This is a genomic window from Mesorhizobium sp. LjNodule214, from assembly GCF_964252735.1.
In the GTDB taxonomy this organism is placed as follows: Bacteria; Pseudomonadota; Alphaproteobacteria; order Rhizobiales; family Rhizobiaceae; genus Mesorhizobium.
Genome location: NZ_CAXUPE020000003.1, coordinates 808155 through 833621, shown reverse-complemented (window position 1 = coordinate 833621; position 25467 = coordinate 808155). Strand labels below are relative to the sequence as shown.

The 25467-nt window shown below is 63.5% G+C and carries 28 protein-coding genes and 2 pseudogenes; 15 read left to right on the top strand and 15 right to left on the bottom strand.

Features of this window, described 5'->3' with window-relative positions; genetic code table 11:
* Window positions 1-49: 49 nt before the first annotated feature.
* On the top strand, window positions 50-1357 hold the full coding sequence (gene purB / locus ACSQ3Z_RS29390) for an adenylosuccinate lyase (protein ID WP_436174744.1): 1308 nt from the start codon (window positions 50-52) through the stop codon (window positions 1355-1357).
* An 82-nt stretch (window positions 1358-1439) separates the two neighbouring features.
* Here the strand turns inward: purB and ACSQ3Z_RS29385 are convergent, their stop codons facing one another.
* Window positions 1440-2252 (bottom strand): VOC family protein, encoded by an 813-nt coding sequence (locus ACSQ3Z_RS29385; protein ID WP_436174743.1) that lies wholly within the window; start codon window positions 2250-2252, stop codon window positions 1440-1442.
* Between the two features lie 245 nt (window positions 2253-2497).
* On the opposite strand from ACSQ3Z_RS29385, the gene ACSQ3Z_RS29380 reads away from it, so the two are divergent.
* Window positions 2498-3055 carry an RBBP9/YdeN family alpha/beta hydrolase gene (locus ACSQ3Z_RS29380; RefSeq protein WP_436175184.1) on the top strand — a complete coding sequence of 186 codons (558 nt, stop codon included), beginning with the start codon at window positions 2498-2500 and terminating at the stop codon, window positions 3053-3055.
* A gap of 27 nt (window positions 3056-3082) precedes the next feature.
* Here ACSQ3Z_RS29380 and ACSQ3Z_RS29375 read toward each other — a convergent pair whose 3' ends face one another.
* Window positions 3083-3856 carry an HpcH/HpaI aldolase family protein gene (locus ACSQ3Z_RS29375; RefSeq protein WP_436174742.1) on the bottom strand — a complete coding sequence of 258 codons (774 nt, stop codon included), beginning with the start codon at window positions 3854-3856 and terminating at the stop codon, window positions 3083-3085.
* Between the two features lie 158 nt (window positions 3857-4014).
* Window positions 4015-4335: a DUF1476 domain-containing protein gene (locus tag ACSQ3Z_RS29370; protein ID WP_006206037.1), complete on the bottom strand. Its 321-nt coding sequence runs from the start codon at window positions 4333-4335 to the stop codon at window positions 4015-4017.
* Window positions 4336-4611: 276 nt separating this feature from the next.
* Between ACSQ3Z_RS29370 and purC the strand changes: the two genes are divergently transcribed.
* The 6 genes from purC to ACSQ3Z_RS29340 all read left to right on the top strand — a co-directional run bounded on the left by purC (window position 4612) and on the right by ACSQ3Z_RS29340 (window position 7760).
* Window positions 4612-5406 carry a phosphoribosylaminoimidazolesuccinocarboxamide synthase gene (purC, locus tag ACSQ3Z_RS29365; protein WP_008875498.1) on the top strand — a complete coding sequence of 265 codons (795 nt, stop codon included), beginning with the start codon at window positions 4612-4614 and terminating at the stop codon, window positions 5404-5406.
* Between the two features lie 67 nt (window positions 5407-5473).
* Window positions 5474-5713 carry a phosphoribosylformylglycinamidine synthase subunit PurS gene (purS, locus tag ACSQ3Z_RS29360; RefSeq protein WP_436174741.1) on the top strand — a complete coding sequence of 80 codons (240 nt, stop codon included), beginning with the start codon at window positions 5474-5476 and terminating at the stop codon, window positions 5711-5713.
* Window positions 5714-5731: 18 nt separating this feature from the next.
* Entirely contained in the window at window positions 5732-5986 is a 255-nt protein-coding gene (locus ACSQ3Z_RS29355; protein ID WP_436174740.1) for a hypothetical protein, read from the top strand.
* Window positions 5983-6651, top strand: coding sequence for a phosphoribosylformylglycinamidine synthase subunit PurQ (gene purQ / locus ACSQ3Z_RS29350; RefSeq protein WP_436174739.1), 669 nt, complete (start codon window positions 5983-5985; stop codon window positions 6649-6651). Before ACSQ3Z_RS29355 ends, purQ begins: the two co-directional genes overlap by 4 nt.
* 52 nt (window positions 6652-6703) lie before the next feature.
* Entirely contained in the window at window positions 6704-7114 is a 411-nt protein-coding gene (locus ACSQ3Z_RS29345) for a hypothetical protein (RefSeq protein ID WP_436174738.1), read from the top strand.
* A gap of 4 nt (window positions 7115-7118) precedes the next feature.
* Window positions 7119-7760, top strand: a complete 642-nt coding sequence (locus ACSQ3Z_RS29340) for a Pr6Pr family membrane protein (protein ID WP_436174737.1) — start codon at window positions 7119-7121, stop codon at window positions 7758-7760.
* A 31-nt stretch (window positions 7761-7791) separates the two neighbouring features.
* On the opposite strand, the gene ACSQ3Z_RS29335 is transcribed toward ACSQ3Z_RS29340, so the two are convergent.
* The gene (locus tag ACSQ3Z_RS29335) at window positions 7792-8034 is read right to left on the bottom strand and encodes a DUF1127 domain-containing protein (protein ID WP_436174736.1); all 243 of its coding nucleotides are present in this window, start codon (window positions 8032-8034) and stop codon (window positions 7792-7794) included.
* A gap of 93 nt (window positions 8035-8127) precedes the next feature.
* Here ACSQ3Z_RS29335 and ACSQ3Z_RS29330 point away from each other — a divergent pair, with 93 nt between their 5' ends.
* From ACSQ3Z_RS29330 to ACSQ3Z_RS29315, 4 genes and pseudogenes are all read left to right on the top strand, one after another.
* Window positions 8128-9537, top strand: coding sequence for a PLP-dependent aminotransferase family protein (locus ACSQ3Z_RS29330; RefSeq protein WP_436174735.1), 1410 nt, complete (start codon window positions 8128-8130; stop codon window positions 9535-9537).
* 143 nt (window positions 9538-9680) lie between these two features.
* Window positions 9681-11909: a phosphoribosylformylglycinamidine synthase subunit PurL gene (gene purL, locus ACSQ3Z_RS29325; RefSeq protein ID WP_436174734.1), complete on the top strand. Its 2229-nt coding sequence runs from the start codon at window positions 9681-9683 to the stop codon at window positions 11907-11909.
* A pseudogene (locus ACSQ3Z_RS29320) lies at window positions 11906-12429 on the top strand (hypothetical protein). Before purL ends, ACSQ3Z_RS29320 begins: the two are co-directional and overlap by 4 nt.
* A 93-nt stretch (window positions 12430-12522) precedes the next feature.
* Window positions 12523-12756, top strand: a complete 234-nt coding sequence (locus tag ACSQ3Z_RS29315) for a BolA/IbaG family iron-sulfur metabolism protein (protein ID WP_023674714.1) — start codon at window positions 12523-12525, stop codon at window positions 12754-12756.
* A gap of 19 nt (window positions 12757-12775) precedes the next feature.
* On the opposite strand, the gene ACSQ3Z_RS29310 is transcribed toward ACSQ3Z_RS29315, so the two are convergent.
* From ACSQ3Z_RS29310 to ACSQ3Z_RS29300, 3 genes are all read right to left on the bottom strand, one after another.
* Complete coding sequence (locus tag ACSQ3Z_RS29310; protein ID WP_436174733.1) at window positions 12776-13975, bottom strand: ZIP family metal transporter; 1200 nt, start codon at window positions 13973-13975, stop codon at window positions 12776-12778.
* Window positions 13972-15102 carry a multicopper oxidase domain-containing protein gene (locus ACSQ3Z_RS29305; protein ID WP_436174732.1) on the bottom strand — a complete coding sequence of 377 codons (1131 nt, stop codon included), beginning with the start codon at window positions 15100-15102 and terminating at the stop codon, window positions 13972-13974. Before ACSQ3Z_RS29305 ends, ACSQ3Z_RS29310 begins: the two co-directional genes overlap by 4 nt.
* A gap of 106 nt (window positions 15103-15208) precedes the next feature.
* Window positions 15209-16015, bottom strand: coding sequence for a phosphodiester glycosidase family protein (locus ACSQ3Z_RS29300; RefSeq protein ID WP_436174731.1), 807 nt, complete (start codon window positions 16013-16015; stop codon window positions 15209-15211).
* A 160-nt stretch (window positions 16016-16175) separates the two neighbouring features.
* Between ACSQ3Z_RS29300 and grxD the strand changes: the two genes are divergently transcribed.
* Window positions 16176-16511 carry a Grx4 family monothiol glutaredoxin gene (gene grxD, locus ACSQ3Z_RS29295; protein ID WP_006206022.1) on the top strand — a complete coding sequence of 112 codons (336 nt, stop codon included), beginning with the start codon at window positions 16176-16178 and terminating at the stop codon, window positions 16509-16511.
* A 259-nt stretch (window positions 16512-16770) separates the two neighbouring features.
* Complete coding sequence (locus ACSQ3Z_RS29290; protein ID WP_436175183.1) at window positions 16771-17931, top strand: multidrug effflux MFS transporter; 1161 nt, start codon at window positions 16771-16773, stop codon at window positions 17929-17931.
* A 73-nt stretch (window positions 17932-18004) separates the two neighbouring features.
* On the opposite strand, the gene ACSQ3Z_RS29285 is transcribed toward ACSQ3Z_RS29290, so the two are convergent.
* From ACSQ3Z_RS29285 to ACSQ3Z_RS29250, 8 genes and pseudogenes are all read right to left on the bottom strand, one after another.
* Complete coding sequence (locus ACSQ3Z_RS29285) at window positions 18005-18412, bottom strand: hypothetical protein (RefSeq protein WP_436174730.1); 408 nt, start codon at window positions 18410-18412, stop codon at window positions 18005-18007.
* 3 nt (window positions 18413-18415) lie between these two features.
* A pseudogene (locus tag ACSQ3Z_RS29280) lies at window positions 18416-19242 on the bottom strand (inositol monophosphatase family protein).
* A complete protein-coding gene (gene ttcA, locus ACSQ3Z_RS29275; protein WP_436174729.1) occupies window positions 19232-20125 on the bottom strand; it encodes a tRNA 2-thiocytidine(32) synthetase TtcA in 894 nt (297 codons plus the stop codon). The pseudogene ACSQ3Z_RS29280 and the gene ttcA overlap by 11 nt, the downstream one beginning before the upstream one ends.
* Before the next feature lie 152 nt (window positions 20126-20277).
* The gene (rpsD, locus tag ACSQ3Z_RS29270; protein ID WP_006206017.1) at window positions 20278-20895 is read right to left on the bottom strand and encodes a 30S ribosomal protein S4; all 618 of its coding nucleotides are present in this window, start codon (window positions 20893-20895) and stop codon (window positions 20278-20280) included.
* Window positions 20896-21286: 391 nt separating this feature from the next.
* Window positions 21287-21475, bottom strand: a complete 189-nt coding sequence (locus ACSQ3Z_RS29265; RefSeq protein ID WP_436174728.1) for a DUF3008 family protein — start codon at window positions 21473-21475, stop codon at window positions 21287-21289.
* 68 nt (window positions 21476-21543) lie between these two features.
* The gene (gene murI / locus ACSQ3Z_RS29260; protein ID WP_436174727.1) at window positions 21544-22356 is read right to left on the bottom strand and encodes a glutamate racemase; all 813 of its coding nucleotides are present in this window, start codon (window positions 22354-22356) and stop codon (window positions 21544-21546) included.
* A gap of 156 nt (window positions 22357-22512) precedes the next feature.
* On the bottom strand, window positions 22513-23103 hold the full coding sequence (locus tag ACSQ3Z_RS29255) for a hypothetical protein (RefSeq protein ID WP_436174726.1): 591 nt from the start codon (window positions 23101-23103) through the stop codon (window positions 22513-22515).
* A 78-nt stretch (window positions 23104-23181) separates the two neighbouring features.
* Window positions 23182-24033 carry an RNA methyltransferase gene (locus ACSQ3Z_RS29250; RefSeq protein ID WP_436174725.1) on the bottom strand — a complete coding sequence of 284 codons (852 nt, stop codon included), beginning with the start codon at window positions 24031-24033 and terminating at the stop codon, window positions 23182-23184.
* A 221-nt stretch (window positions 24034-24254) separates the two neighbouring features.
* On the opposite strand from ACSQ3Z_RS29250, the gene ACSQ3Z_RS29245 reads away from it, so the two are divergent.
* On the top strand, window positions 24255-25466 hold the full coding sequence (locus ACSQ3Z_RS29245) for an NADP-dependent isocitrate dehydrogenase (protein WP_436174724.1): 1212 nt from the start codon (window positions 24255-24257) through the stop codon (window positions 25464-25466).
* Window position 25467 lies beyond the last annotated feature (1 nt).

Sequence of the window (25467 nt, the reverse complement as noted above, 5' to 3'; positions counted from 1 at the left end):
CAGCCTCTGTTAGGACGCGGGCGAATCCCTCGCATGTCAGGACTGACCGATGATCCCTCGCTATTCCCGGCCGGAAATGGTCGCCATCTGGTCGCCCGAAACCCGCTTCCGCATCTGGTTCGAGATCGAGGCCTATGCCTGCGACGCGCTGGCCGAGCTCGGCGTCATTCCGAAGGAAGCCGCGAAAACCATCTGGGAAAAGGGCAGTGCCGCAAAATTCGACGTCGAGGCGATCGACGAGATCGAACGCGTCACCAAGCATGACGTCATCGCCTTCCTCACCCATCTCGGCGAATTCGTCGGACCGGACGCCCGCTTCATCCACCAGGGCATGACCTCGTCGGACGTGCTCGACACCTGCTTTGCCGTGCAGCTGACCCGCGCCAGCGACATCCTGCTCGCCGACATCGACGGGCTGCTTGCCGCGCTCAAGCGCCGTGCCTTCGAACACAAGGACACGGTCACCATCGGCCGCAGCCACGGCATCCATGCCGAGCCGACCACCTTCGGCGTCAAGCTGGCGCAGGCCTATGCCGAATTCTCACGCTGCCGCGAACGGCTGGTGCACGCGCGCGAAGACATCGCCACCTGTGCCATCTCCGGCGCGGTCGGCACCTTCGCCAACATCGACCCCTATGTCGAAGAGCATGTGGCGAAAAAGCTCGGGCTGAAGCCGGAGCCGGTGTCGACGCAGGTCATCCCGCGCGACCGCCACGCCATGTTCTTCGCCACGCTCGGCGTCATCGCCTCGTCGATCGAGCGGCTGGCGATCGAGATCCGCCATCTGCAGCGCACCGAGGTGCTGGAGGCGGAGGAGTATTTCTCGCCGGGACAGAAGGGCTCGTCGGCGATGCCGCACAAGCGCAACCCGGTGCTGACCGAAAACCTCACCGGCCTGGCCCGCATGGTCCGCGCCTTTGCGCTGCCGGCGATGGAGAACGTGGCGCTCTGGCACGAGCGTGACATTTCGCATTCCTCGGTCGAGCGCATGATCGGGCCGGACGCGACAGTGACGCTCGATTTCGCGCTGTCGCGGCTGACCGGCGTCGTCGAAAAGCTGCTCGTCTACCCCGACAACATGCTGAAGAACATGAACAAGTTCCGCGGCCTGGTGCATTCGCAGCGCGTGCTGCTGGCGCTGACCCAGGCCGGCATCAGCCGCGAGGACGCCTACCGGCTGGTGCAGCGCAACGCCATGAAGGTGTGGGAACAAGGCGCTGATTTCCTTGAGGAACTCCTGGCCGACAAGGAGGTGACCGCAGCACTCCCCGAAGCCGAGATCCGCGAAAAGTTCGACCTTGGCTACCACACCAAGCATGTCGACACGATCTTCAAGCGCGTGTTCGGCACGGCCTGAGCGTTCGAGCGGATATCCAACAAAAAGGCCCGCCTGACTCTGTCGGGCGGGCCTTTTTGTTCGATCGTCGATGAGGCGATGGTCAGGCTTTGCCGGGAACGGTCCGGATCACCGTGCCCCACGGATCTTCGCGGGTCGTTTCGCCGGGCACATTGTCCGAGCGCATCTCGACCCAGGCCAAGCCCGAGCGGGCGGGATCGCGACGGCCGGCGCCGGAACTTTGCCAGGCATTGGCGCCGATATGGTGGTGATAGCCACCTGACGACAGGAACACTGCCTGGCCGCCATATTTGGCGACGGTATCGAAGCCGAACTCCTGGTTCCACCAGGCCTCGGCCTCCTCCGGCCTGCCGACGCGCAGATGCACATGGCCGACAATGCTGTTTTCCGGCGCGCCCTGCCAGCCGGCGTCGCCGGCCGGAACGTCTGCGACAACCGACGGAATGTTCAGCCGCTCGGTCGCCATGGCGATCTTGTCGCCATTCCACTTCCAATCCTGCGGCCGGCGGTCGGCATAGATCTCGATGCCGTTGCCCTCGGGGTCGGTCAGGTACAGCGCCTCACTGACCAGATGGTCGGACGCGCCCTCGATGGCGATCTTGTTGGCGATGGCATGGTTGATCCAGCGGCCAAGGTCCGCGCGGCTGGGCAGCAGGAAGGCAGTGTGGAAAAGACCGGCGCTGCGCGGATCGTCGGGCTTTGCCGCTGCGTCCGGCTCGATGACGAGCAATGGGCGATTGGCGGCACCGAGCGTGATCGCACCATCGGCGCGGCTCAACTCCTGCAGGCCGACGACCTGGCGATAGTAGGCAGCCAGGCTTTCGGCGTCGCGCCCCCTCAACCCGACACGGGAAACGCTCACCGGAGTGGTGGCGGCAAAAGGCAGTTCGCTCATCATTGTCTCCGTTCGGGCGGCGCTCGACGAAGCTCCCAAAGCCAGGAGTCCGGCGCCACCGATGATTGTACGTCGTGTCAGTGCCAAAATACCGGTCCTTCACGGCTGTTTGTTGTCCCGTGTCAGATCGTCGATCGCGATCGTTCACACAAGATGGCAAGAAGCGAACAAGGTGTTCACTATTGTGATCAAAGAGCCCGCCCGACACGGTTGCACGAAGCAACCGCGCTCGCTACATGCGCGCCATGAAAGTCAAGGACGCAGATATTCTCATCGTGCCGGGTTACACCAATTCCGGCCCCGACCATTGGCAGAGCCGCTGGCAGTCGAAACTATCGACGGCGCGCCGGGTCGAGCAGGCGGAATGGTCGAAGCCGGTGCGCGAGGACTGGACGACGAATGTCGCCAAGGCGGTCAACGAGGCCGAGCGGCCTGTCGTCATCGTCGCGCATTCGCTGGGCGTCGCGACGGCGGTGCAGGCCATTCCGCGGTTCCAAAGGCCGGTGGCCGGCGCTTTCTTCGTGGCGCCGCCCGACGTCGCCAACCCCGATATCAGGCCGAGGCACCTGATGACCTTCGGCCCCTACCCGCGCGAGCCGCTGACCTTTCCTTCGGTGGTGATCGCCAGCCGCAACGACCCGTTCTGCGCCTTCGACGTCGCCGAGGACATTGCCGGAGCCTGGGGCTCATTGTTCATCGACGCCGGCGATGCCGGCCATCTCAACGCGGATTCCGGCTTCGGCCCTTGGCCGGAGGGCTCGATGACGTTCGCCAAATTCCTGACGGACCTCAAAGAGCCTTGAGCCAAACAGCGGGATCGCGCCGCGCTGTCAGTTGCCGATCGAATCCCGCATGCTCTTCAGCAGGGTCTTGGCGCCGAGCGCGATCAGCGCGTGGTCCGAGCCCATGGCCAGCAGCCGGTAGCCCATCGCTACGACACGGCCGGCGACAGCCGGCTCGATGACGTAGATCGCCGCATGCTTGCCGGCCTTGCGCGTGCGCTCGGCGATCGAGGCGACCGTCTCCATCATGCTTTCCAGCGTCGAATTGACGGTGGCGCCGTTCGACCAGGCGATCGAGAAATCCGACGGACCGACGAAGATGCCGTCGATGCCTGGTGTGTCGAGGATGCCATCGAGCGCCTCGAAGGCGGCGCGCGTTTCGACCATCGCAAAGGCCATCGTGCGCTGGTTGGTGTCGCGCAGCCATTCGGCATGATCGCCCTTGCCGTGGCGCGGAAAGGCGTAGGTCGGCCCCCAGGAGCGCTCGCCCATTGGCGGATATTTCATGGCGGCAGCAAAAAGCCTGGCGTCGGCGACAGAATTCACCATCGGCGCGATCACTGCCTCGGCGCCGAAATCAAGCGCGCGGCTCGCCATGTCGAAACGGCCGACCGGAATGCGCACCAGCGCCGGCTTGTTGGCGGCGAGCACCGGCACCAGGCCGCGCAGGACGCTGTCCTCGTGATGGCCGCCATGCTGCATGTCGAGCGTGACGGCGTCAAAGCCCTGTTTGGCGACGATTTCCACCGTGAGCGCATCCGGCACTCCGGACCATGCGGTGAACAGCGTTTCATCGGCCGCGAGGCGTGACTTCAGGGACATCTAATCTTTCCTTGTTAACAATCGCAGTTTCAGCCCGAAACGGCGGCAAAGGCAAAGAAAAACCGCCCGGCTGGGCCGGGCGGTCGATTGGTCCAGATAAGGCTCTATCGGAGCATGATCTTTTCCGAAAACCGGCCTCCACTTTTCGGGATAATGCTCTAGGTGTTCTTGATCTGCTCGATCGCCTGCGCCATCAGCTCATCCATTGTGCGGCGGATCTGATGATCGGACTGGGCGACGCCGGCCGCATCGAAATCCGCACGGATCTTGCGGAAAACGTCGTGATCGCCGGCTTCCTCGATGTCGGCCACGACCACCTCCTTGGCATAGGTTTCGGCATCGGCGCCCGACTTGCCGAGCTTCTCGGCTGCCCACAGGCCAAGTGCTTTGTTGCGGCGGGCCGAAGCCTTGAAGCGGAGTTCCTCATCGAAGGCGAATTTGCGCTCGAAGCCCTCTTCGCGGTCTTTCATGCTGCTCATGGCGTCCCTCCGGGTCAAATCCGATTCGTTGGCGGTGAATATGTGTGTTGCCGAAGCACAAACCAAAAGGCCGCGGGCCGGTCAATATGCTACATCATTTGCTGCGCTGCGGCATTTCGATCCCGAAACTGGTTGATTGAAAGGATTTGCCGATTGAGCAAACAGTGCGATTGGGATAGACACCGGCATTGAACACCGCCGTCTGTACACTAATTTAGGCAGACGGAGAGGAACTGGTCGCTTGCCGCCTGCCCGGAAATCCAGAGAAAAAATCAGATGAAAAATCGCCGCCGCATTTATGAAGGCAAGGCCAAGATCCTCTATGAGGGCCCTGAGCCGGGGACGCTGATCCAGTTCTTCAAGGACGATGCCACCGCCTTCAACAAGAAGAAACACGAGGTCGTCGACGGCAAGGGCGTGCTCAACAACCGCATTTCCGAGCACATCTTCAACCACCTCAACCGGATGGGCATCCCGACCCACTTCATCCGCCGGCTCAACATGCGCGAGCAGCTGATCAAGGAAGTCGAGATCATTCCGCTCGAAGTGGTCGTGCGCAACGTCGCCGCCGGGTCGCTGGCCAAGCGCCTCGGCATCGAGGAAGGCACCGTGCTGCCGCGCTCGATCATCGAATTCTATTACAAAGCCGATGCGCTCGACGACCCGATGGTGTCGGAAGAGCACATCACCGCCTTCGGCTGGGCAAGCCCGCAGGAGATCGACGACGTCATGGCGCTGGCCATCCGCGTCAACGACTTCCTTTCCGGCCTGTTCATGGGCGTCGGCATCCAGCTCGTCGACTTCAAGATCGAGTGCGGCCGCCTGTTCGAGGGCGACATGATGCGCATCGTCGTCGCCGACGAGATCTCGCCGGATTCCTGCCGGCTGTGGGACGTCGCAACCCAGGACAAGCTCGACAAGGACCGCTTCCGCCGCGACATGGGCGGTCTGGTCGAAGCCTATCAGGAAGTCGCCCGCCGCCTCGGTATCATGAACGAGAACGAGCCGCCGCGCCCGACCGGGCCGGTGTTGGTCGCGTCCAGCGAGCCGCCCAAAGGCATGAAGCACTAATTACCAAACCGGGCTTGCCGGTGACGGCGAGCCCGGCGCAGATCGTATTGATTTCTCAGGAGCATCGATGAAAGCGCGTATCACCGTCACCCTCAAGAACGGCGTGCTCGACCCGCAAGGCAAGGCGATCGAACATGCGCTGTCCGGGCTGGGTTTTGACGGCGTTGGCCAGGTGCGCCAGGGCAAGGTCTTCGACGTCGAGCTTACCGAGACCGACACGGCCAAGGCCGAGGCCGATCTCAAGGCCATGTGCGACAAGCTTCTGGCGAACACTGTGATTGAGAACTATAGTGTGACGCTTACCTGAGGTTGTGCCGGAGGCATTATGCCGGAAATTGACGGAAGCCTGATATTTGAAGTCCTTAAGGCCATTCAAACACGGTTGGACAGAATGGATTTGACACTCGGCGAGGTTAAGTCCGAGCTCGGCTCCATACGCGGCCACCTGATTGCCACCGAAGGCGACGTGAAAAACATCTACGGCGTACTGGCTCGCCAGGATGACCGCCTCGAACATATCGAACGCCGTTTAGACCTGCGCGAACTCGCCGAAGCCCAAAGGCCCTACGAACCGAAATGAAATCAGCCGTCGTCCTCCTGCCTGGCCTCAACCGCGACCGCGACATGATCGCGGCGCTGACCAAGATTTCCGGCAAAGCGCCGGCCACCGTCTGGCAGACCGACACCGACATTCCCGATGTCGACCTGATTGCCATTCCGGGCGGCTTTTCCTTCGGCGACTATCTACGCTGCGGCGCGATTGCCGCGCGCATGCCGGTCATGCGGGCGGTGGCCGAAAAGGCGGCCAAGGGCGTCATGGTCATCGGCGTTTGCAACGGCTTCCAGATCCTGGTCGAGGCCGGAATGCTGCCGGGCGCGCTGATGCGCAATTCGTCGCTGAAATTCGTCTGCCGGCAGGTGAAACTCAAGATCGACAACGCCAACACCATGTTCACCCGCCGCTACCAGCCGGGCCAGATCATCCGTTCGCCGGTGGCGCATCATGACGGCAATTACTTCGCCGATGCCGAAACGCTGGCCCGCGTCGAAGGCGAAGGACAGGTGGTGTTCCGCTACGCCGAAGGCACCAATCCCAACGGCTCGATCAACGACATTGCCGGCATCATCAACGACAAGGGCAATGTGCTCGGCCTGATGCCGCATCCCGAAAACCTGATCGAGGCGGCGCATGGCGGCAGCGACGGCCGTGCGCTGTTCGAAGGCGCCCTCGGCATCGCCGCCTGATTTTTTTCCACCTGAAGAATCCCTTCTGAACGTGAGACAGGGCGGCCTGACCATGAGACTGACGATTGCTCGCCTTGCTCTCTTGGCCGCCACTGGTCTTGCGCTGGCCTCCTGCCAGTCGAGCCCGAAGAGCGCGCCGGTCCCGTCAGGCAAGAGCGCGTCGCTGCTTGCCATGGAACAGGTGGCGATCGCCGCCCACAAATGCTGGATCGCCAGCAAGGATCCGGCCTTCAAACCCTATCAGATGGCCAACGAGTTGAACTCGTTCAGCGGCACGCCGCGTTTCCTGCTGGTCCCGGCCAAGCACTATGGCGGCAAGCCGCTGCTGGTGGTGCAGGCGCAAGGCAATTCCAGCCGCATCGATGTGTTCGGTCCGCTGATGGCCGACCCGCTCGGCGCCCGCATCGGCTCCGACATCGCCCGTTGGCAGACGGGTAATTCCTCCTGTGCGGCGGCCGCATAGGCCAATGGGCCGCTTCCTGCAGATCGCGGGGCTGGTCATAGGTCTGGTCGGGCTTGTCCTGCAGTTCTGCATCACCATCCCGGCGTCGATGCAAGCCGGCCGCAGCCTGCTCGGCTCCGTCGTCTTCCTGTTCAGCTTCTTCACCATCCTGACCAATATCGGCGCCGTGCTCGTCCACACCTCCCTGCTGTCGTCGACCGGCTACGCCTGGCTGCCGGCCTTTGCCGGGCCGCGGGTACGGGCAGGCGTGGCGGTCGCCATCGCACTGGTCTTCATCATCTACGCAACGGTTCTGGCGCAGCTCTGGCAGCCGCAGGGGCTGTTCCTGCTCTGCGACGTCCTGCTGCATTATGTGACGCCGGTGCTGTTTGTGCTGTGGTGGCTGATCGCCGGCGCCGACGGCACGACACGCTGGAGCGACATTTCCTGGTGGATGGTTTATCCGATCGCCTACCTGATCTATGCGCTGGCGCGGGCGCCGATTGCAGGCGAAGTGCCCTACCCGTTCCTCGACGTCGCCAAGAATGGCGCGGCCAGCGTCACTGTTTCGGCGCTGGCCGTTACCGGACTTTTTCTGGTGCTGTGCATCATCGCCGTCCTTGCCGACCACGCCGTCGCGCACGCCAGGGGTTCAAAGACCCGCTAGACTTGCGCGGACGGTGCGAGCCCTGCTGGGCTCAATCCCAGAACGGCCTCAGACCTTCGCGATGGGCATCGCAGCGCGAGACGCCGATGTCCTTGAGCTGCTCGTCGGTCATTTCCAGCAAGGCCAGCCGGCTGCGCCGGCGCTCCAGCAACCCGGCGATCCACGTGGTGAGCGAGCGGACCATATGCATGAGACGGCGGCCATGGGTCGGCCGTGCCGACGGGCGTTGCGCCTGCCCGATCCATTCAGTGCGGATTGTCTCGATTGTATTCATTGTCATTCTACCAAGTGTTGCAATTGTACCTATTTCTACGCACCGTCGATATGGATTGACTCATTGTTCGGTGCAATATAGAAAATTGTCACCATGACAAATTGGCTTCCCGATCTCACTGCCGGCTCCGGCCCTCTGTACCAGCGCCTCGCTGACAGCATTGAGTCAGATATCGACCGCGGCGTCATCGACGCCGGCGCAAAACTGCCGCCGCAGCGCGATCTTGCCTATGACATTGGCACCACCGTCGGCACGGTCGGCAGGGCCTATCAGCTGCTGCGCGAGCGCGGGCTGGTCAGCGGCGAGGTCGGCCGCGGCACCTATGTGCTTGCCCAACAGTCTGAAGCGAAGCCCGATTTCCCGCCACCCGATGCGCAAGGCACGCGCTTTATCGACGCGCCGAGCGGCAAGCTGCGCTTCGACAGTACGGCCGCGCCCGACATCGGCCAGGGCGCCATCATCGCCGAGGTGCTGGCGCGCACAGCGCAGGAACACCCGCACGACATTTCGAGCTACACGCGGGATTTCCCGGCGCGCTGGTACGAGGCCGGCGCCCGCTGGCTGTCGCGGAATTCGTTCCGGCCGACCGCCGACGCCATCGTGCCGACACTCGGCACGCATGCGGCGGTGATGGCCGCGATTGCAGCACTCACCACGCCCGGCGACTATGTCGCCTTCGAGCACCTCACCTATTCGCAGATCTCGCGCAGCGCCGGCCTGATCGGCCGCAGGACCGCGCTGGTGTCATCCGACGAGGGCGGCATCGATCCCGACGATTTTGAGCGCGTCTGCGCGCAAAAGCACCCGAAGATGATGTTCTTGATGCCGACGGCCAAGAACCCGACGCTGGTGACGTTGTCGGCAGATCGCCGGCAGGCGATCGCGCGCATCGCCCGCCAGTACAATGTCGTGCTGATCGAGGACGATCTCTATGGCGACCTCACCGACGACCCGACGCCGCTGCTGGCGGAATATGCGCCCGAAAGAACCATCGTGGCCGGTGGCCTTTCTAAATCGGTCGCGGCTGGCGTTCGCGGCGGCTGGCTCGCCTGTCCGCCCGCCTACCGCCATCGCATCCGCGTCGCCCACAAGATGATGACCGGCGGCCTCCCCTTCCTGCTGGCCGAGGTCGGCTCGCGGCTGGTGCTGTCAGGCCAGGCCGGCGAGATCCGCAAGCGCTGCATCGCCGAAATCGGCGAGCGCATCGCCATCGTGCGCGAGACGCTCTCCGGTTTCGAATTCAAGGCCAAGGACAGCGTGCCTTTCGTCTGGCTTACCTTGCCCGATCCCTGGCTCTCCGGCACCTTCAAGAATGCCTGCCTCGAACATGGCGTGCTCATCGACGACGAGGACGAATTCAAGGCCGGCCGCTCCGAACAGGTCTTTCACGGCGTCCGTTTCGGCGTTTCGCAGCCGCGGCAAAGCAAGGATGTCGCCGGCGGCGTCGCGGTCATCCGGCGGCTGCTGGATGAAGGCCGCGCCGGCTATGACAGCTTTTCCTGATTTCGACCCATAAAGTCGGGCAAGCATGCGCGCCGCCCTGTGGTTTTCCGGCGTTTTTCGTCAATCGATGGGGTGTATCGCGCGGAAGCTTGCGATAAGAGGGGACTCAAAATCCCCGCTCCCATGGACACAAATCGCCGCCCATGACCATTTCCAATTCCGTGCCGATCACCCCGGAACTCATTGCCTCGCATGGGCTGAAGCCCGACGAATACCAGCGCATCCTCGACCTGGTCGGGCGCGAGCCGAGCTTCACCGAACTCGGCATCTTCTCGGCGATGTGGAACGAGCACTGCTCCTACAAATCCTCGAAGAAGTGGCTGCGCACCCTGCCCACCACCGGGCCGCAGGTGATCCAGGGGCCGGGCGAGAATGCCGGCGTGGTCGACATCGGCGACGGCGACTGCGTCGTCTTCAAGATGGAGAGCCACAACCACCCCTCCTACATCGAGCCCTATCAAGGTGCTGCGACCGGCGTCGGCGGCATTTTGCGCGACGTCTTCACCATGGGTGCGCGGCCGGTAGCTGCCATGAACGCGCTGCGCTTCGGCGCACCGGATCATCCCAAGACCAGGCACCTGGTCGCCGGCGTGGTTTCCGGCGTCGGCGGCTACGGCAATTCCTTCGGCGTGCCGACGGTCGGCGGCGAGGTCAATTTCGACGCCCGCTACAATGGCAACATCCTGGTCAATGCCTTCGCTGCTGGCCTCGCCAAGACCGACGCCATTTTCCTGTCCGAGGCCAAGGGCGTCGGCCTGCCGGTCGTCTACCTCGGCGCCAAGACCGGGCGCGACGGCGTCGGCGGCGCCACCATGGCGTCGGCCGAATTCGACGACAAGATCGAGGAGAAGCGGCCGACCGTGCAGGTCGGCGATCCCTTCACCGAAAAGTGCCTGCTTGAGGCCTGCCTCGAGCTGATGGCCTCGGGTGCGGTCATCGCCATCCAGGACATGGGGGCGGCCGGCCTCACCTGCTCGGCGGTCGAGATGGGCGCCAAGGGTGACCTCGGCATCGAGCTCGACCTCGACAGAGTGCCGGTGCGCGAGGAGCGCATGAGCGCCTATGAGATGATGCTGTCGGAGAGCCAGGAGCGCATGCTGATGGTGCTGCGCCCGGAGAAAGAGAAGGAAGCCGAGGCGATCTTCCACAAATGGGGCCTCGACTTCGCCATCGTTGGCAAGACCACCGACGATTTGCGTTTCCGCGTACTGCACCAGGGCGACGAAGTCGCCAATCTGCCGATCAAGGACCTGGGCGACCAGGCGCCCGAATACGACCGTCCGTGGGTCGAGCCGAAGAAGCCGGCGCCGCTTACCGGTGACGCGCCAAAGGCCGATGTCGCAGACGCTCTGCTCACGATGCTCGGCGGACCGGACCTCTCCTCGCGCCGCTGGGTGTGGGAGCAATACGACACGCTGATCCAGGGCAATTCGCTGCAGCTTCCCGGCGGCGACGCTGGCGTGGTGCGCGTCGAGGGCCATCCGACCAAGGCGCTGGCCTTCTCCTCCGACGTGACGCCGCGCTATTGCGAGGCCGACCCGTATGAAGGCGGCAAGCAGGCGGTGGCCGAATGCTGGCGCAACCTCACCGCCACCGGCGCGCTGCCGCTGGCGGCCACCGACAATCTCAATTTCGGCAATCCGGAACGGCCCGAGATCATGGGCCAGCTGGTCGGCGCGGTGAAGGGCATTGGTGACGCCTGCCGCGCACTGGGTTTCCCGATCGTCTCCGGCAATGTCTCGCTCTACAACGAAACCAACGGTCGCGGCATCCTGCCGACGCCGACCATCGGCGGCGTCGGTCTGATCGCCGACTGGTCGAAGATGGCGCGGATCGGCTCTGCCGCCGAGGGTCAGATGATCGTGCTGGTCGGCGCGCCCCCGACATGGGGAACGCATCTTGGCCAGTCCGCCTATATGCGCGACATCCACGGCCGCAGCGACGGCCCGCCGCCGCCGGTCGACCTCGAGCATGAAAAGCGCGTCGGCGACCATGTGCGCTCGCTGATCGCCTCCGGCGTGGTGACCTCGGCGCATGACGTCTCCGATGGCGGCATCGCCGTGGCGCTGGCCGAAATGGCGATGGCGTCGGGCATCGGCGCCACCGTTCCCGGGCTGACCGGCACCGACCCTATCCCGGTCTGGTTCGGCGAGGACCAGGGCCGCTATCTGCTGACTCTGTCGATCGATCCGCAAAGTGGCGAATGGGACGCTATTCGCGAAGAACAGGGCAAGCTCGGCATCTTCGCGCCGTGGATCGGCTCGACTGGCGGTAGCGAATTGAAACTCGGCGAAGCACGCGCGATCGCGATCAGCGAACTGACCGCTGCCCATGAAGGCTGGTTCCCGCGCTTCATGGATCAGGCCATTTGACAAAGCTGGCTGCCCGGGCGCTGCTTGCAGTCGTTTTCTGGCCGCGCTGTTCTTCTTCTGGTTTCTCGGGCCGTTCGTCTTTTTCCTGCTGTCGACGACCGGAAGCGAAGTTTGCCCCCGCCTGGAAACGCGGGCGGAGTTTCTTGCCGCCGCCAACGGCACCCTATTGATGCTGGCCGTCCAGAGCCTCGTCTATGCGGTTCCGATCCTGTGCCTGGTCCTCTGGGACCGGCTTGCACCGGAGCCGGCGCGGGCACGGCACATCGTCACCTGCATCAAGCTCTTTGCCGCTGCCGTCGTCATCGGCGTGCTGTGGGCGTATGGTTCCTCGCTCGTCTGCGACGGCTACGGCCAGGCGTTTTTCTCCCCGCTCTGGCAGTGGACGAGCTACCTTCCCATCGTCAATGTTGTGATCAACGTTCCGCTTTATGTGCTGACTTTCAGCCTTGGCCGTGCCTTCTCGACACGCGAGGATGCGCCCGCGGATGAAGCAGTTCCTCCGGACCAGGACATTACGTGAGTCTTCATTTGTCTTTGGCGCTAGCGGACGGAACTGCTTCAATCCGAACGAGAAAGGCTTTAGGCTCACCCCGACTCTCACTAGGATTTTGCCATGGCAATGGACGCGCACGACATCGAACGGCTGATCAAGGAAGGCATCCCGGACGCCAAGGTGACGATTCGCGACCTCGCCGGCGACGGCGACCACTATGCGGCCGAAGTGGTGGCCGAGAGTTTTCGCGGCAAGAGCCGCGTCCAGCAGCACCAGATGGTCTATGACGCGCTGAAGGGCAACATGGGCGGCGTGCTGCATGCGCTGGCCTTGCAGACCAGCGTGCCCGACTGAACCTCGACACCGGCGCTGCTTAGATCTTCACCAGCATCGCCGTGAGGTACATGAAGCCAACTCCGGCTGCCAAACCAGCCATCGCGCTCGGTGCAAACAATGCACGCGTGCCGTCACCCCGCTCACGAAGCTGCATCGAGACCAGTTCGACGATCACCTGCAGGATTGCCCCGGCGCCGACCGCCAGCGCCAGCGCCGACCATTGCGGGGCATAGGCGAGGCTGCCGATCCACAGGCCGATGACCGCGGGGCCGCCCGCGAGCAGCGTCAGCGCGGCGAACGTCCGCAATGGCGGCCGCTGCTTCAGGATCGGGGCGGCGATGCCGATACCCTCGGTGATGTTGTGCAATGTGAAGCCGAGCACGAGGAAGGTGCCGAGCCCCGCAGCACCCGAGGCGAAGGCAGCGCCGATCGCCAGACCTTCACCGAGATTGTGCAGGCCGATGCCAAGCGCGATGAAGGTGGCCAAAGCCAGACCGGTCGGCGTCCCGCTTCGCCGGCCTGCCGCCATCAGCAGCAGGAAACTGGCGGCGGCGGCAAGCACGATCATCGTCGGACCCTGGAACAGGGCGGCGGCTTCGCCCGCCAGTTCGAACGCATCCTCCAGGGCATCGACGAACAGGAAGGCGAGCAGCCCGACGGTCAGCGACAGAAGAAAGTCCATGCCGTTCCGTCCGACGCCGCGGAGCGCGGGATAGAACATCAGGCCGATCGCCACAGGCAGGATGCCGACGAAGGCGCCAAGCACCGCCTGCGCGGCAAAGCTCAGCGAATCGCGCGTCGGCGTCGGCACGGCGACGGCGATCTCGTGCCCGAATGTCGTCCCGGTGCTGGTCACGACGTTGATCGCATGCGCCTCCCCCAGCACCCAGGGATATGGCAGGCTGATCCAGGCGGTGGCGCCGCGCGCGATCGGTCCCGGCGGATCCTGCGTGAACTGCCAGTAGGCATCGTCGACCTGGACCTGCGCAATGGTCATCGGTTCCGATCCGCCGGCCCGGACGAGGACGCGGATGCCATCCGCCCCCAGGATCGTCCGCTCGAAGGTGAGGTTCTCGACCGCCGGCGCGCCATTGCGGAAGCTCGACAGCGGGTCCGAGGAGACCAGCCAGGCGATGGCCAGCCCGAGCACGACGAGCGGCAGCGCGACCCAGAGCAGATAGGCCGACCTTGGACGGCCTCCGCGTGTGTCGGCGGAAGTCCGGCTCAGATCGGTCACGACACGGCCTCCACGACGTCGAACATGCCGGACCAGCCGAGTTCGGTGAATTCCGACTGGTGAGGATGGAACATGTAGAGGCCCGGTTCGTGCTCCCGGAAATGGAACTCGAGGATGCCGCGCTCGGCCTGGCACTGGGTAATCAGGTCGACGGTCTTGAGCGTGGGCGTGAGCGTCGTGCCCTGATTGTAGTAGTCGAAGAAATTGGCGTGCAGGTGGAAGGAGTTGATCGGATCGAACTCGACGACATTGACGAGATAGATGCGGACCGGCTTGTCCTTCAGCACCCGGATCGGCTTCTTCGCATAGGCATGGGCGACCGTGTTGACGGCGTAGACCTCGTTCTCGTTGTCGAAGTTGGTGTCGAAGGCATTCATGACCATCACGAATTCCTGCCAGCCGGCATTTTCGGGCGTGCCGAGCAGGCGCGAGCGGGCGACCGCTTCGTGCTCCGGATGCCTGGCCGGATCGGGATCGATCACGAAGGCGCCGTACATGCCCTTCTGGATGTGCCGCTTCAGCGGCAGGGCGTGGCAGTGGTAGAGATGACAGCCGAACGGCCTGGCGTCGAACTCGTAGACGAACTCCTCGCCCGGCCCGATCAGGCCGGCGCCCGGAACCCCGTCCATGCGCGCGGCATGGATGCCGTGAAAATGCATCGAATGCGGATGCGAGCCCTGGTTGCGGAAGACGATCCTCAGGCGCTCGCCCTCGGTCGCACGTAAAGTCGGTCCCGGCACACGGCCATTGTAGGTCCAGGCCGGGAACATCATGCCGGGCGCGATCTCGATCTCCTTGTCCTCGGCCGTGACCTCGAAAGTGCGCAGCGTCCGCCCGTCCGGCAACATCGACACCGTCCCGGTGTACCAGTCGCTCAGCAGCTTCGATGGATCGAAGCCGTTGCGGGCATCGTCGACCTCGCCGACCGTGATCATCGCGCCATGGGCCGAGAGATGCGCCGGCTGCGCTTCAGCGGCGGCGGCCGCCGGCATCTCGTGACCGGCATGGCTTGTCTGCCCGCGGGCGGCACTCGCCGCGACTGCCGTGCCGCCGGCAGCCATAAGGCCACCGGCCAGAAGCAGCCTTCGATCGAGCTTTCGCTCCAGCAAGGATTTCGTCTCGCTCATGCCTGCATTCCTCCAGATCGCGGGCGAGGATAGCGTATGCTTCAAGATTTAGCTATAGCTATATTTCGGAATGCCGGACAAGGCGGACGAAGGCGTTCTTCGGGGGCTACTCGGCCGCAGGCCTTTTTGCCGACACGGCGATGATCGGCCCCGCCGGATATTTCCCGCCGACGATCATCCTCTCGCCGTCCGACAGCGCCGAGACCGCCCCGTCGAGAAACAGCGCGCTGGAGCAGCCGAGCGCGTCACGGAACAGCCGCGCGAAGCGGCCCAGGCTGACCGCCGAGCGCGAGATCGCCAGCACGACCGTATTCGCGTCACGCACGCCGACACCGTTGCGGATGTAGCGCGACGTGCCGTTCGGTTCGAAGCGCGGGTGATTCTGGCCGTCGATGACCAGCATCGGCCCGGACTGCGTGGCGAATGCCACGTCCGGCCGGACGGCGGCATAGGCGTTCGTCTCCATGACCGCCGCCTTGCCGTCCTTGCCGACCAGGAACACGCCGTTCGGTTTCAGGAAGAAATTGCCCTCGCCGTCGGCGAGGTTGAGTGGCGACTTCTGGATACCGTCCTCGACCAGAAGGCCGACCGGCGTCAGGTCTTGGTGATACATGCCGGCATTCATGGCGAGCAGCACCGGCCTGCCCTCACTCGCCATCGCCTTGTCGAAAGCCTCCAGCGAGCCGAAGGGCTTTGCGTCCGCGCCGGCATGCAAGATCTCAATGCTCTGGGCACGAAGGTCGATCTCGCAGACGACATAGGACACGGCCTCGAACCCGACATCCCGGCAGGGTGCCGGCAACTCGCCGACGACCAGGGACGGCGGCGCGGGGCGTCTCGGCCACCAGACCAGAGCGATACTGGCCAGCAGGATGGCGATCAGGATCGCGGCGCCATATCGTCTTTTCATCATGTCCCGGAGAAGGCAGTTGGCTCAGATGCTTGGCCCAACATCGGCGATCCTTTGCGCCATTTCCGCGGCGGCGGCGCAAACATCTTGTTTCGGTCAACCTATGGGTTTATTTGATGGCTATGTTTCGAGCCTGACTCCCACAGGCGTGAAAGGATCCTCCATGAGCGGTATCAACGACTACATCGACAGCGAAGTGAAGAGCAACGACGTGGTGCTCTTCATGAAGGGCACGCCCGGTTTTCCGCAGTGCGGTTTCTCCGGCCAGGTGGTCCAGATCCTCGACTATATCGGGGCCGACTACAAAGGCGTCAACGTGCTCGACTCGGCGGAACTGCGCCAGGGCATCAAGGAATATTCCAACTGGCCGACCATTCCGCAGCTCTACGTCAAGGGCGAGTTCGTCGGTGGTTGCGACATCGTGCGCGAGATGTTCCAGGCGGGTGAACTGCAGACGTTCCTCGTCGAAAAGGGCGTCAGCGTCAAAGGCGCCGCCTGATTCTTTTGCGCATGTCGTAGCCCCGAAACCGCGCACACCTTTGGGCGACATGCATTAGGGTTTGAGGCGCCGGGGCAGCCCCCACCTCGGCAAACTTTCATCTCCCCGCCAAGGGGCAAAGACGAATCCATGCGCCGGTTCGCCGGCGCATCTTCGTTTCAAGATCGGACTTGCCGTGGAACAGCACGTACAGGCGCCGCAGCAGACAAGCAGCCTGCCTATTCCGCGCTGGGAATTCATCGCGCTGTGCGCGGCGCTGATGGCGCTCAACTCCTTGGCCATCGACATCATGCTGCCGGCGCTGCAGCAGATCGGCGCCTCGCTCGGCGTCGTCAACGAAAACCACCGCCAATACGTCATCACCGCCTACATTCTCGGCTTTGGCGGCGGACAGCTTTTCTTCGGGCCGGTCTCCGACCGTTTCGGGCGCCGCCCTCCACTTGTCGCCGGGCTGATCATCTATGTGCTGGCGGCCGGCGCGGCGGCAATCGCCCCGTCTTTCGCGACGCTGCTCCTGCTCAGGATGGTGCAAGGCATCGGTGCGGCCGCCACGCGCGTCATCGCCGTCTCGATCGTGCGCGATACGTTCGACGGCAGGCGCATGGCCGAGGTGATGTCGCTGATCTTCATGGTGTTCATGGCCATTCCCGTGGTGGCGCCGGGCATCGGCCAGTTCATCATGCTGTTTGCCTCCTGGCACTGGATCTTCATCACCATGGCGGCCGGCGCGCTGATCGTGTCCGCATGGTCGCTGCTGCGCCTGCCCGAAACGCTGCATCCCGAATATCGCCGGCCGCTGACGGCCGCATCGATCGTCGGCGGTTTCCGCATCGTTCTGACCAACCGCATCGCGCTCTGCTATGCCTTTGCCAGCACCTTCATCTTCGGCGCCATGTTCGGCTTCATCGCCTCGGCCCAGCAGATCTATGTCGACGTGTTCAATGTCGGCGAGATGTTTCCGGTCATCTTCGCCGGCGTCGCGGCCGTGCTCGCCTTCTCCAATTACCTGAACTCGCGTCTTGTCGGCCGCATCGGCATGCGCCGGCTGTCGCAGAGCGCGCTGCTCTTGTTCCTGGTGATCAGTCTTGCATGGCTGGTCGTGTCGCTGGAAATGCAGATGCCGCTTTGGCTGTTCATCGCCTTCTTTGCTTGCGCGATGGTGCCGTTCGGAGCGCTCGGCGCCAATTTCAACGCTTTGGCCATGGAGCCGCTCGGGCAGTTGGCCGGCACGGCGTCGTCCATTCTGGGTTTCATGCAGACCTTCCTCGGCGGCATCCTCGGCACGCTGATCGGCCAGGCTTTCAACGGTACGGTGACGCCTTTAGCCGCCGGCTTCTGCAGCGTCTCGGTCGCAGCGTTGCTGATGATCTTCATCGCCGAGCGCGGCAAGATGTTCCAGCCGCACAACCCACCCGTTTGATGCGCGCGCGGGCGCGCTTTGTTTTGCGCGTGTCGTTGTCTCAAAACCGCTGCCCACTTTTGGGCGACACGCTTCAAGAGGCCCTTTCAAAGGTTGCCGTGAAGCGAGGGGCAAGCATGCGCCCTGCGATTGCTCCACCCATGCTGTCCGAAAAGGGCAATGGCAGAGCCTCGTCGAGTGCCTTGAGGATGGAGGCCACGAAGGCCCGGTTCAACGCGCTGTCGGTTCCCAGATCGGAAAAGGTCGCGCGCGGCTTGCCGACGAGTGTGCCATCCCGGCGAAGCGAGAACCGCAATGTCAGGGACATGCCCGCTGTTCCGCGCGGCGGCTTCCAGCAAGCATAGATAGCGGCCGACATCTCCTTCAAGGTGTCGACGGGATCAGGACCGCGACAGGTGCGCTGTTGCGCGCCTGCTTCGCTGGAACCGGCAACCAGGGCGATGGCAAGGGCCGCTGCGACAAGTGCGGACCGAGATTTCATCGCCTATTCGGCCCAGAGTTCGCGGCGCAACTCTTGCCAGCTTTCCCTGTCGGGTGCGACGAGCAAGCCACCGTCGAGATGCGAAGGCCGGTAGGGGCTGCCGTCGAAGCGCGCGGCATGGCCGCCGGCCTCGGTGTGGATCAGCGCGCCGGCAAGATGGTCCCACGGCATCAGCTTGTTGTAGACGACGAAATGGGCGTGGCCGCTGGCCAGCAGGCGGTATTCGTGCGCCGCGCAGCGATAGCCGAATTGCGAGAGCGACTTGGTCTGGTTGCGCGCCAGTCGCGAGCGTTCCGGCTCCGGCATGTACTGCCATGACACCGCACCGGTCATTCCCGAGTCGGCACCGGTTCCGCGACATGCACCTTTTCCAGGCTGCCATGGGCGTGACGAATATGGCTGCCGGCGCCTCGGGCGCCGATCAGCCAGTCCTTGCCGACCGGGTCGTGTATGATGCCGGCGACGGTCTCGCCCTTGACCACGACAGCCAGCATGACGCCGAACAGCGGCACGCCGGAGGCGAAGTTGAAAGTGCCGTCGACCGGATCGATGACGAAGGCGAGATCGGCATCGCCGAGGCCGCCAAGCAGCGCCGGATTGTCGGAGCAGGCTTCCTCGCCGACGATCATGGCCTCAGGATAGCGCTCATGCAGCCTGGCGGTGATCAGCCGCTCGGCATTGACGTCGGCTTCGGTGACCAGGTCGGCGGCCGAGGTCTTCTGGCGGATGTCGCCCTCACCCAGCCTGCGAAAGCGCGGCATGATCTCGGCTTTGGCGACGTCGGACAGCAGGTCGGCGAGCCGGTCGATCGCATTGTCGTCAAATGTCATCGGGATTGTCTTGCCGGAGATCTGGAGTTTCGTTGAGAGCGGCGAAATCGAACAGTTTTCGGTCGAGCAGATGCGAGGGCCGCACATTGGCCATGGCGCGGATCATCGTGTCCTTGCGGCCAGGCATGCGCTTTTCCAGGTCGTCCAGCATCGCCTTCATGGCGTTGCGCTGCAGGCCTTCCTGGCTGCCGCAGAGGTCGCAAGGGATGATCGGGAACTTCATGGCGGCTGCGAATTTCTCGAGATCGGCCTCGGCGTTATAGGCTAGCGGCCGCAGCACCATGACGTCGCCGTCGTCGTTGAGCAATTTTGGCGGCATGGCGGCAAGGCGGCCGCCATGGAAGAGGTTCATGAAGAAGGTTTCCAGAATGTCCTCGCGGTGGTGGCCGAGCACAAGTGCTGCGCAGCCCTCCTCGCGCGCGATGCGATAGAGATGGCCGCGCCGCAGCCGCGAGCACAGCGAGCAGTAGGTGCTGCCCTCGGGCAGCTTGTCGGTGACCACCGAATAGGTGTCTTGGTACTCGATGCGGTGCGGGATGCCGTTTCTGTCGAGATAGTCCGGCAATATGTGCTTCGGGAAATTCGGCTGGCCCTGGTCCAGATTGCAGGCCAGAAGCTCGACCGGCAGCAGCCCGCGCCATTTGAGATCGAGCAGCACGGCGAGTAGGCCGTAGGAATCCTTGCCGCCGGATAGCGCTACCAGCCAGCGGTCGCCGGGCCTGACCATGGCGTAATCCTCGATCGCCTGGCGGGTGAGCCGCAGCAGCCGCTTGCGCAGCTTGTTGAACTCGACGGAAGACGGCACGTCGGCAAACAGCGGATGAAAGCCGCCCTCGGCGTCGGCAACCGGTTCAAGTGAAGCGGCGTCTGGCAACATGTTCATGACGCATCGGTCCAAATCTCTGCTGCGCCCGGATTAGCGCATCGGCCCGGAAATCGAAATCGGTTTTTGGCCCTCGGTTCGCAAAGCGCGATGCACAAAAGAAAAGGCCGCCTCAACGGGCGGCCTTCGATGGTTCCGCTAAATGCGTTCGATCAGCGCGAATAGAATTCGACGACCAGGTTCGGTTCCATCTGCACGGCGAACGGAACGTCCGACAGGCCGGGGATGCGCGCGAAGGTCGCGACCATCTTGTTGTGGTCGGCTTCGATGTAATCGGGCACGTCGCGCTCGGCGAGGCCAACCGATTCCAGCACGATCACCAGCTGCTTCGACTTCTCGCGCACTTCCACGACGTCGCCCGGCTTGCAGCGGTACGAGCCGATGTTGACGCGCTTGCCGTTGACGTTGACGTGGCCGTGGTTGACGAACTGGCGGGCTGCGAAAATGGTCGGCACGAACTTGGCGCGGTAGACGACCGCGTCGAGACGCGACTCGAGCAGGCCGATCAGATTCTCCGAGGTGTCGCCCTTGCGGCGATCGGCCTCTTCATAGACCTTGCGGAACTGCTTTTCCGAAACGTCGCCATAGTGACCCTTCAGCTTCTGCTTGGCGCGCAGCTGCAGGCCGAAATCGGAAAGCTTGCCCTTGCGGCGCTGGCCGTGCTGGCCGGGGCCGTATTCACGCTTGTTCACCGGGGACTTCGGGCGGCCCCAGATGTTTTCGCCGAGACGGCGGTCGATCTTGTACTTCGCGGATTCGCGCTTGCTCATCGCATTCCCTTTCAAAACAAACCACCCGGAACCTCATGGTCCGGGTGAAGGAAACGCGCCCTCCTCTGGCCTCCGTTTTCGAGACCTGACAGGGTTTTCCACGCAACGCGACGGAAAACCCACGGGACACGTCAGTTCAAACAAGACCAAGGAAACGAAAAACCTGATTTCCCTGAGGTCTTGCCATGCAAAATAAACGACCGGGCATTGCGGCCCGGTGTTGGGGCGCTGGTTAAACGGAGATTTAACCGGTGTCAAGCTCGCGACTGGCGCCGGCGGTGGCGACGATATAGCGTCTCAGGGTTGAGTGCAGTGCCGAATGTGGCGGGAGGTTGCACCGCCGGCATTTGAGCGACGTGCGTCCATTCGGACGCACAACGTCTGAAGTCCTTCAATGCTTCGATTTCTTCGCGGGCAGCCCCTTGCGCCGGGTCTCGGCGAATTCCTCGAGCTGCTTCTCGCTCATCGATTCGAACATTTCCTTCGATGCGCCTTTGAGCTCGCTCTTCTTCGTCTCGCCGCGCTTGGCGGACAGTGCCGCACCGGCAGCCATTTGCTGGGCTTTCGAGGTGGCTGGCATGATCGGTTCTCCCGTTTGCTATAGGAGGAAAACGCAGCCGTCCCCGATGATGTTCCCGGTGCCGGCGATCAAGACATCGCCAGCCCGAAGCCCTGCAGCAACCGGCGGGTCGGGAAATCGGTTCTGTTCGAGGTGAAGACGGCAAGGTCGGCGCCTTCCGGCAATATCTCGCCGCGCCCGTTGGGATCAATGTCGGCGAGAAGCGAAACCGCGCGGCGCGCGATCGCTTCGGCGGGATCGAGCCAATCGACCGGCCAAGGTGCCGTCTTGCGCATGCGGTTCGCCAGAAAGGGATAGTGGGTGCAGGCAAGCACGACGATGTCGGTGCGCAGCTCGTCGCGCTCGACGAAACACGGCGCGATCTCGGCGCGCACGGCCTCTTCGTCGACGAAGCCGTCGCGCATGTAGATTTCAGCCAATGGTGCCAGGCGGTCGGAGCCAACCAGCCGCACATGGCATTTCGAGGCCCATTTGCTGATCAGGTCGCGCGTATATTGGCGCTTGACGGTGCCGGGCGTGGCCAGCACCGAGACCAGGCCCGAGCGCGTGCGCTCCGCCGCCGGCTTGATCGCCGGCACCATGCCGACGAAAGGATGGCCGGGGAATCGCTCGCGCAAGGCTTCGATGACCAGCGTCGACGCCGTGTTGCAGGCGATCACCGAAATGGCCGGCGCAAACCGGTCGAGCAGCCTTGCGAACAGTTCCAGTACATGGGCCCTGAGCGCCGGCTCCTCCCAGGCGCCATAGGGGAAAGCCGCATCGTCGGCGACATAGACGAAGCGGCGATCGGGCATCAGCACGCGCGCCTCGCGCAGCACGGTGAGGCCGCCTACGCCGGAATCGAACATCAGGATCGGGCGGTGGCTTGATCGATCGCTCATTGTCATCGGATCACAAGAAGGCTGGGGACCACAAGAAGAGGCTGGCCCGTGATGCGGCCAATGGTGCTTCTATCGCGAACGATCATGATCTTGAAGTGGCGAATGCCAGCAAGTTTTGCGCAGTTCCGGGCGAAGAACCAATCTTCCTGGAGCTGCCTAGAGTCCACGCTTGCCGAAGCCGGCGGGCCGTGGCCGACCGATCGGCTGGGCGACCGGCGCGGCGGTGCGCGGGGCAGACGGTGCCGCGCTCGCGGCCATCCTGCCGCCGCCCGCAGGCGCGGGAACGGCGCCATCGAAATCGAAAACGGATGTCAGTTCGTCAATATCGACGCCGCCTGCCGGTTTCGCCACCAGGATCGTTACCCAGAGGCCAAATATGGAGAGGCCGAGCAGGTTCAGGCCGCCGGGAACACTCTCCGGATTGCCGAAATCGATGACCAGCAGCGTACCAACCTGCAGGACCGCATAGATGGCCGAGAACACGATGTAGGCCCACAAGATCCAACTGCGTCCGTTGGCGTCGCGGCTGCGGCGCCAGGCGATGTTGCCGCGCAGCAGCACAAACGCCAGGGACATAACCAGGATGACGCCGGCCATCCCTTGCCGCGACGGGCCAGGTGTCGAATTGATCAGCCCGTCGAAGCCGATTGTTCCCGCGATGCAGACGACGATCACCACTATCTCCGCCACCGTCGCGGCGAGAGAGTAAAGAAAGAAGCGCAAACGACCGATACTGGACGTAAACATCCAACACCCCCAGTTTTGAGAACGATGGACGAAACCGAATAAGAATCGGTTACTGGCGAGCCTCACGTTTAACCGGTTCTATTCTTCCTTGTCCGGCGACTGGATTCGCGCCGCTGCTGCAGGAAGCCGTCTTGGATCGTCTCCCGGCGAACCGTCTCCGCGCGGCATCGCCGGTGAAAACCTGTCCAGCGACGAGATGATGCCGCGCAGCACCTTGAGTTCCGGCTCGGCGAAACCGGCACGCGTCAGCACCGCGCGCAAATTGTCGACCATCTTCGGCTTCTTCGGCGCCGGGCGGAAATAGCCGCGCGCTTCGAGCGCGCCTTCCAGATAGGCGAACAGGCCGTGCAATTGCTCCTTGGTCGCCGGCAGCATTTCGGGGCTGGCGAAGTTGGTCTTCGTCTCGTCCTCGAGGCCGGACTTCATCCATTCATAGGACATCAAAAGTGCTGCCTGGGCGATGTTGAGCGAGGAGAAGGCGGGATCGACGGGAAAGGTGACGATCTCGTCGGCCAGACCCACCTCGTCATTGTAGAGCCCAAAACGCTCGCGGCCGAACAGGATGCCGGTGCGCTGGCCGGCGGTGTGACGTGCCCGCAGCGCCCTGCCCGCTTCGACCGGGCCGCGCACGGGTTTGAAGCCGTCGCGTTCGCGCGCCGTGGTGGCGAAGACGAAATTGAGATCGGCGACCGCCGAGGCGAGATCGTCGAACACTTTGACGGCATCGATGACATGGTCGGCGCGGCTCGCGGCAGCGCGCGCCTTCTCGCTCGGCCAGCCGTCGCGCGGATTGACCAGACGCAGCTCGGCAAGGCCGAAATTCGCCATGGCGCGTGCGACCATGCCGATATTCTCGCCGAGCTGCGGCTCGACGAGGATGATCGCCGGGCCGGCGGCGGCGGTGTTGCTGGGATTTTCGTCGGCTGACATCGTCGTCAATGAACTGCTGTTTGCGGCATTTCAGCGTCCCCTGCCATATTCAGCCGCGAAAATGAAGCTCTCGCAAGGAACGGCCGATGCCCCGATCGAGCCGGCCGGTGCGGATCGCCGTTTGCGCGGCCAAAAATGCTTTGATATACGGGCCGCATCCCCGGCCGAAAGCCATGCGGGCAGGCCGTTCCGATATCCCCCAGCAACGAGGCATTCTTTCCATGGCGAAGATCAAGGTGGCGAACCCGGTCGTCGAACTCGACGGCGACGAGATGACCCGCATCATCTGGCAGTTCATCAAGGACAAGCTGATCCACCCCTATCTCGACCTCACGCTCGACTATTACGACCTCGGCGTCGAGCACCGTGACGCCACCAATGACCAGGTGACCATCGACTCGGCCAACGCCATCAAGAAATACGGCGTCGGCGTGAAATGCGCGACGATCACGCCCGACGAACAGCGCGTCGAGGAATTCAAGCTGAAGAAGATGTGGAAGTCGCCGAACGGCACCATCCGCAACATCCTCGGCGGCACCATCTTCCGCGAGCCGATCATCATGAAGAACGTGCCGCGCCTGGTGCCGGGCTGGACCAAGCCGATCATCGTCGGCCGTCACGCTTTCGGCGACCAATACCGCGCCACCGATTTCCGCTTCCCCGGCAAGGGCAAGCTGACGATCAAGTTCGTCGGCGAGGACGGCACGGTGATCGAGCACGACGTGTTCGACGCGCCGGCGGCCGGCGTCGCCATGGCCATGTACAATCTCGACGAGTCGATCCGTGAGTTCGCCCGCGCCTCGCTGAATTACGGCCTGCTGCGCAACTATCCGGTCTATCTGTCGACCAAGAACACCATCCTCAAGGCCTATGACGGCCGCTTCAAGGACATTTTTCAGGAGGTCTACGAGGCCGAGTTCGAAGCCGAGTTCAAGGCGAAGAAGCTGTGGTACGAGCACCGGCTGATCGACGACATGGTGGCATCCAGCCTGAAATGGTCGGGCGGCTATGTCTGGGCCTGCAAGAACTATGACGGCGACGTGCAGTCCGACACGGTGGCGCAGGGTTTCGGGTCGCTCGGCCTGATGACCTCGGTGCTGATGACGCCGGACGGCAAGACGGTGGAGGCGGAAGCCGCGCACGGCACCGTCACCCGCCACTATCGCCAGCACCAGAAGGGCGAGGAGACCTCGACCAACTCGATCGCCTCGATCTTCGCCTGGACGCGAGGCCTCGCACACCGCGCCAAGCTCGACGACAATGCCGAGCTGAAGCGCTTTGCCGAGACGCTGGAAAAAGTCTGCATCCAGACGGTCGAGTCCGGCTTCATGACCAAGGACCTGTCGCTGCTGATCGGCCCCGACCAGCCCTGGCTATCGACCACCGGTTTCCTCGACAAGATCGACGAGAACCTGCAGAAGGCGATGGCGTAAC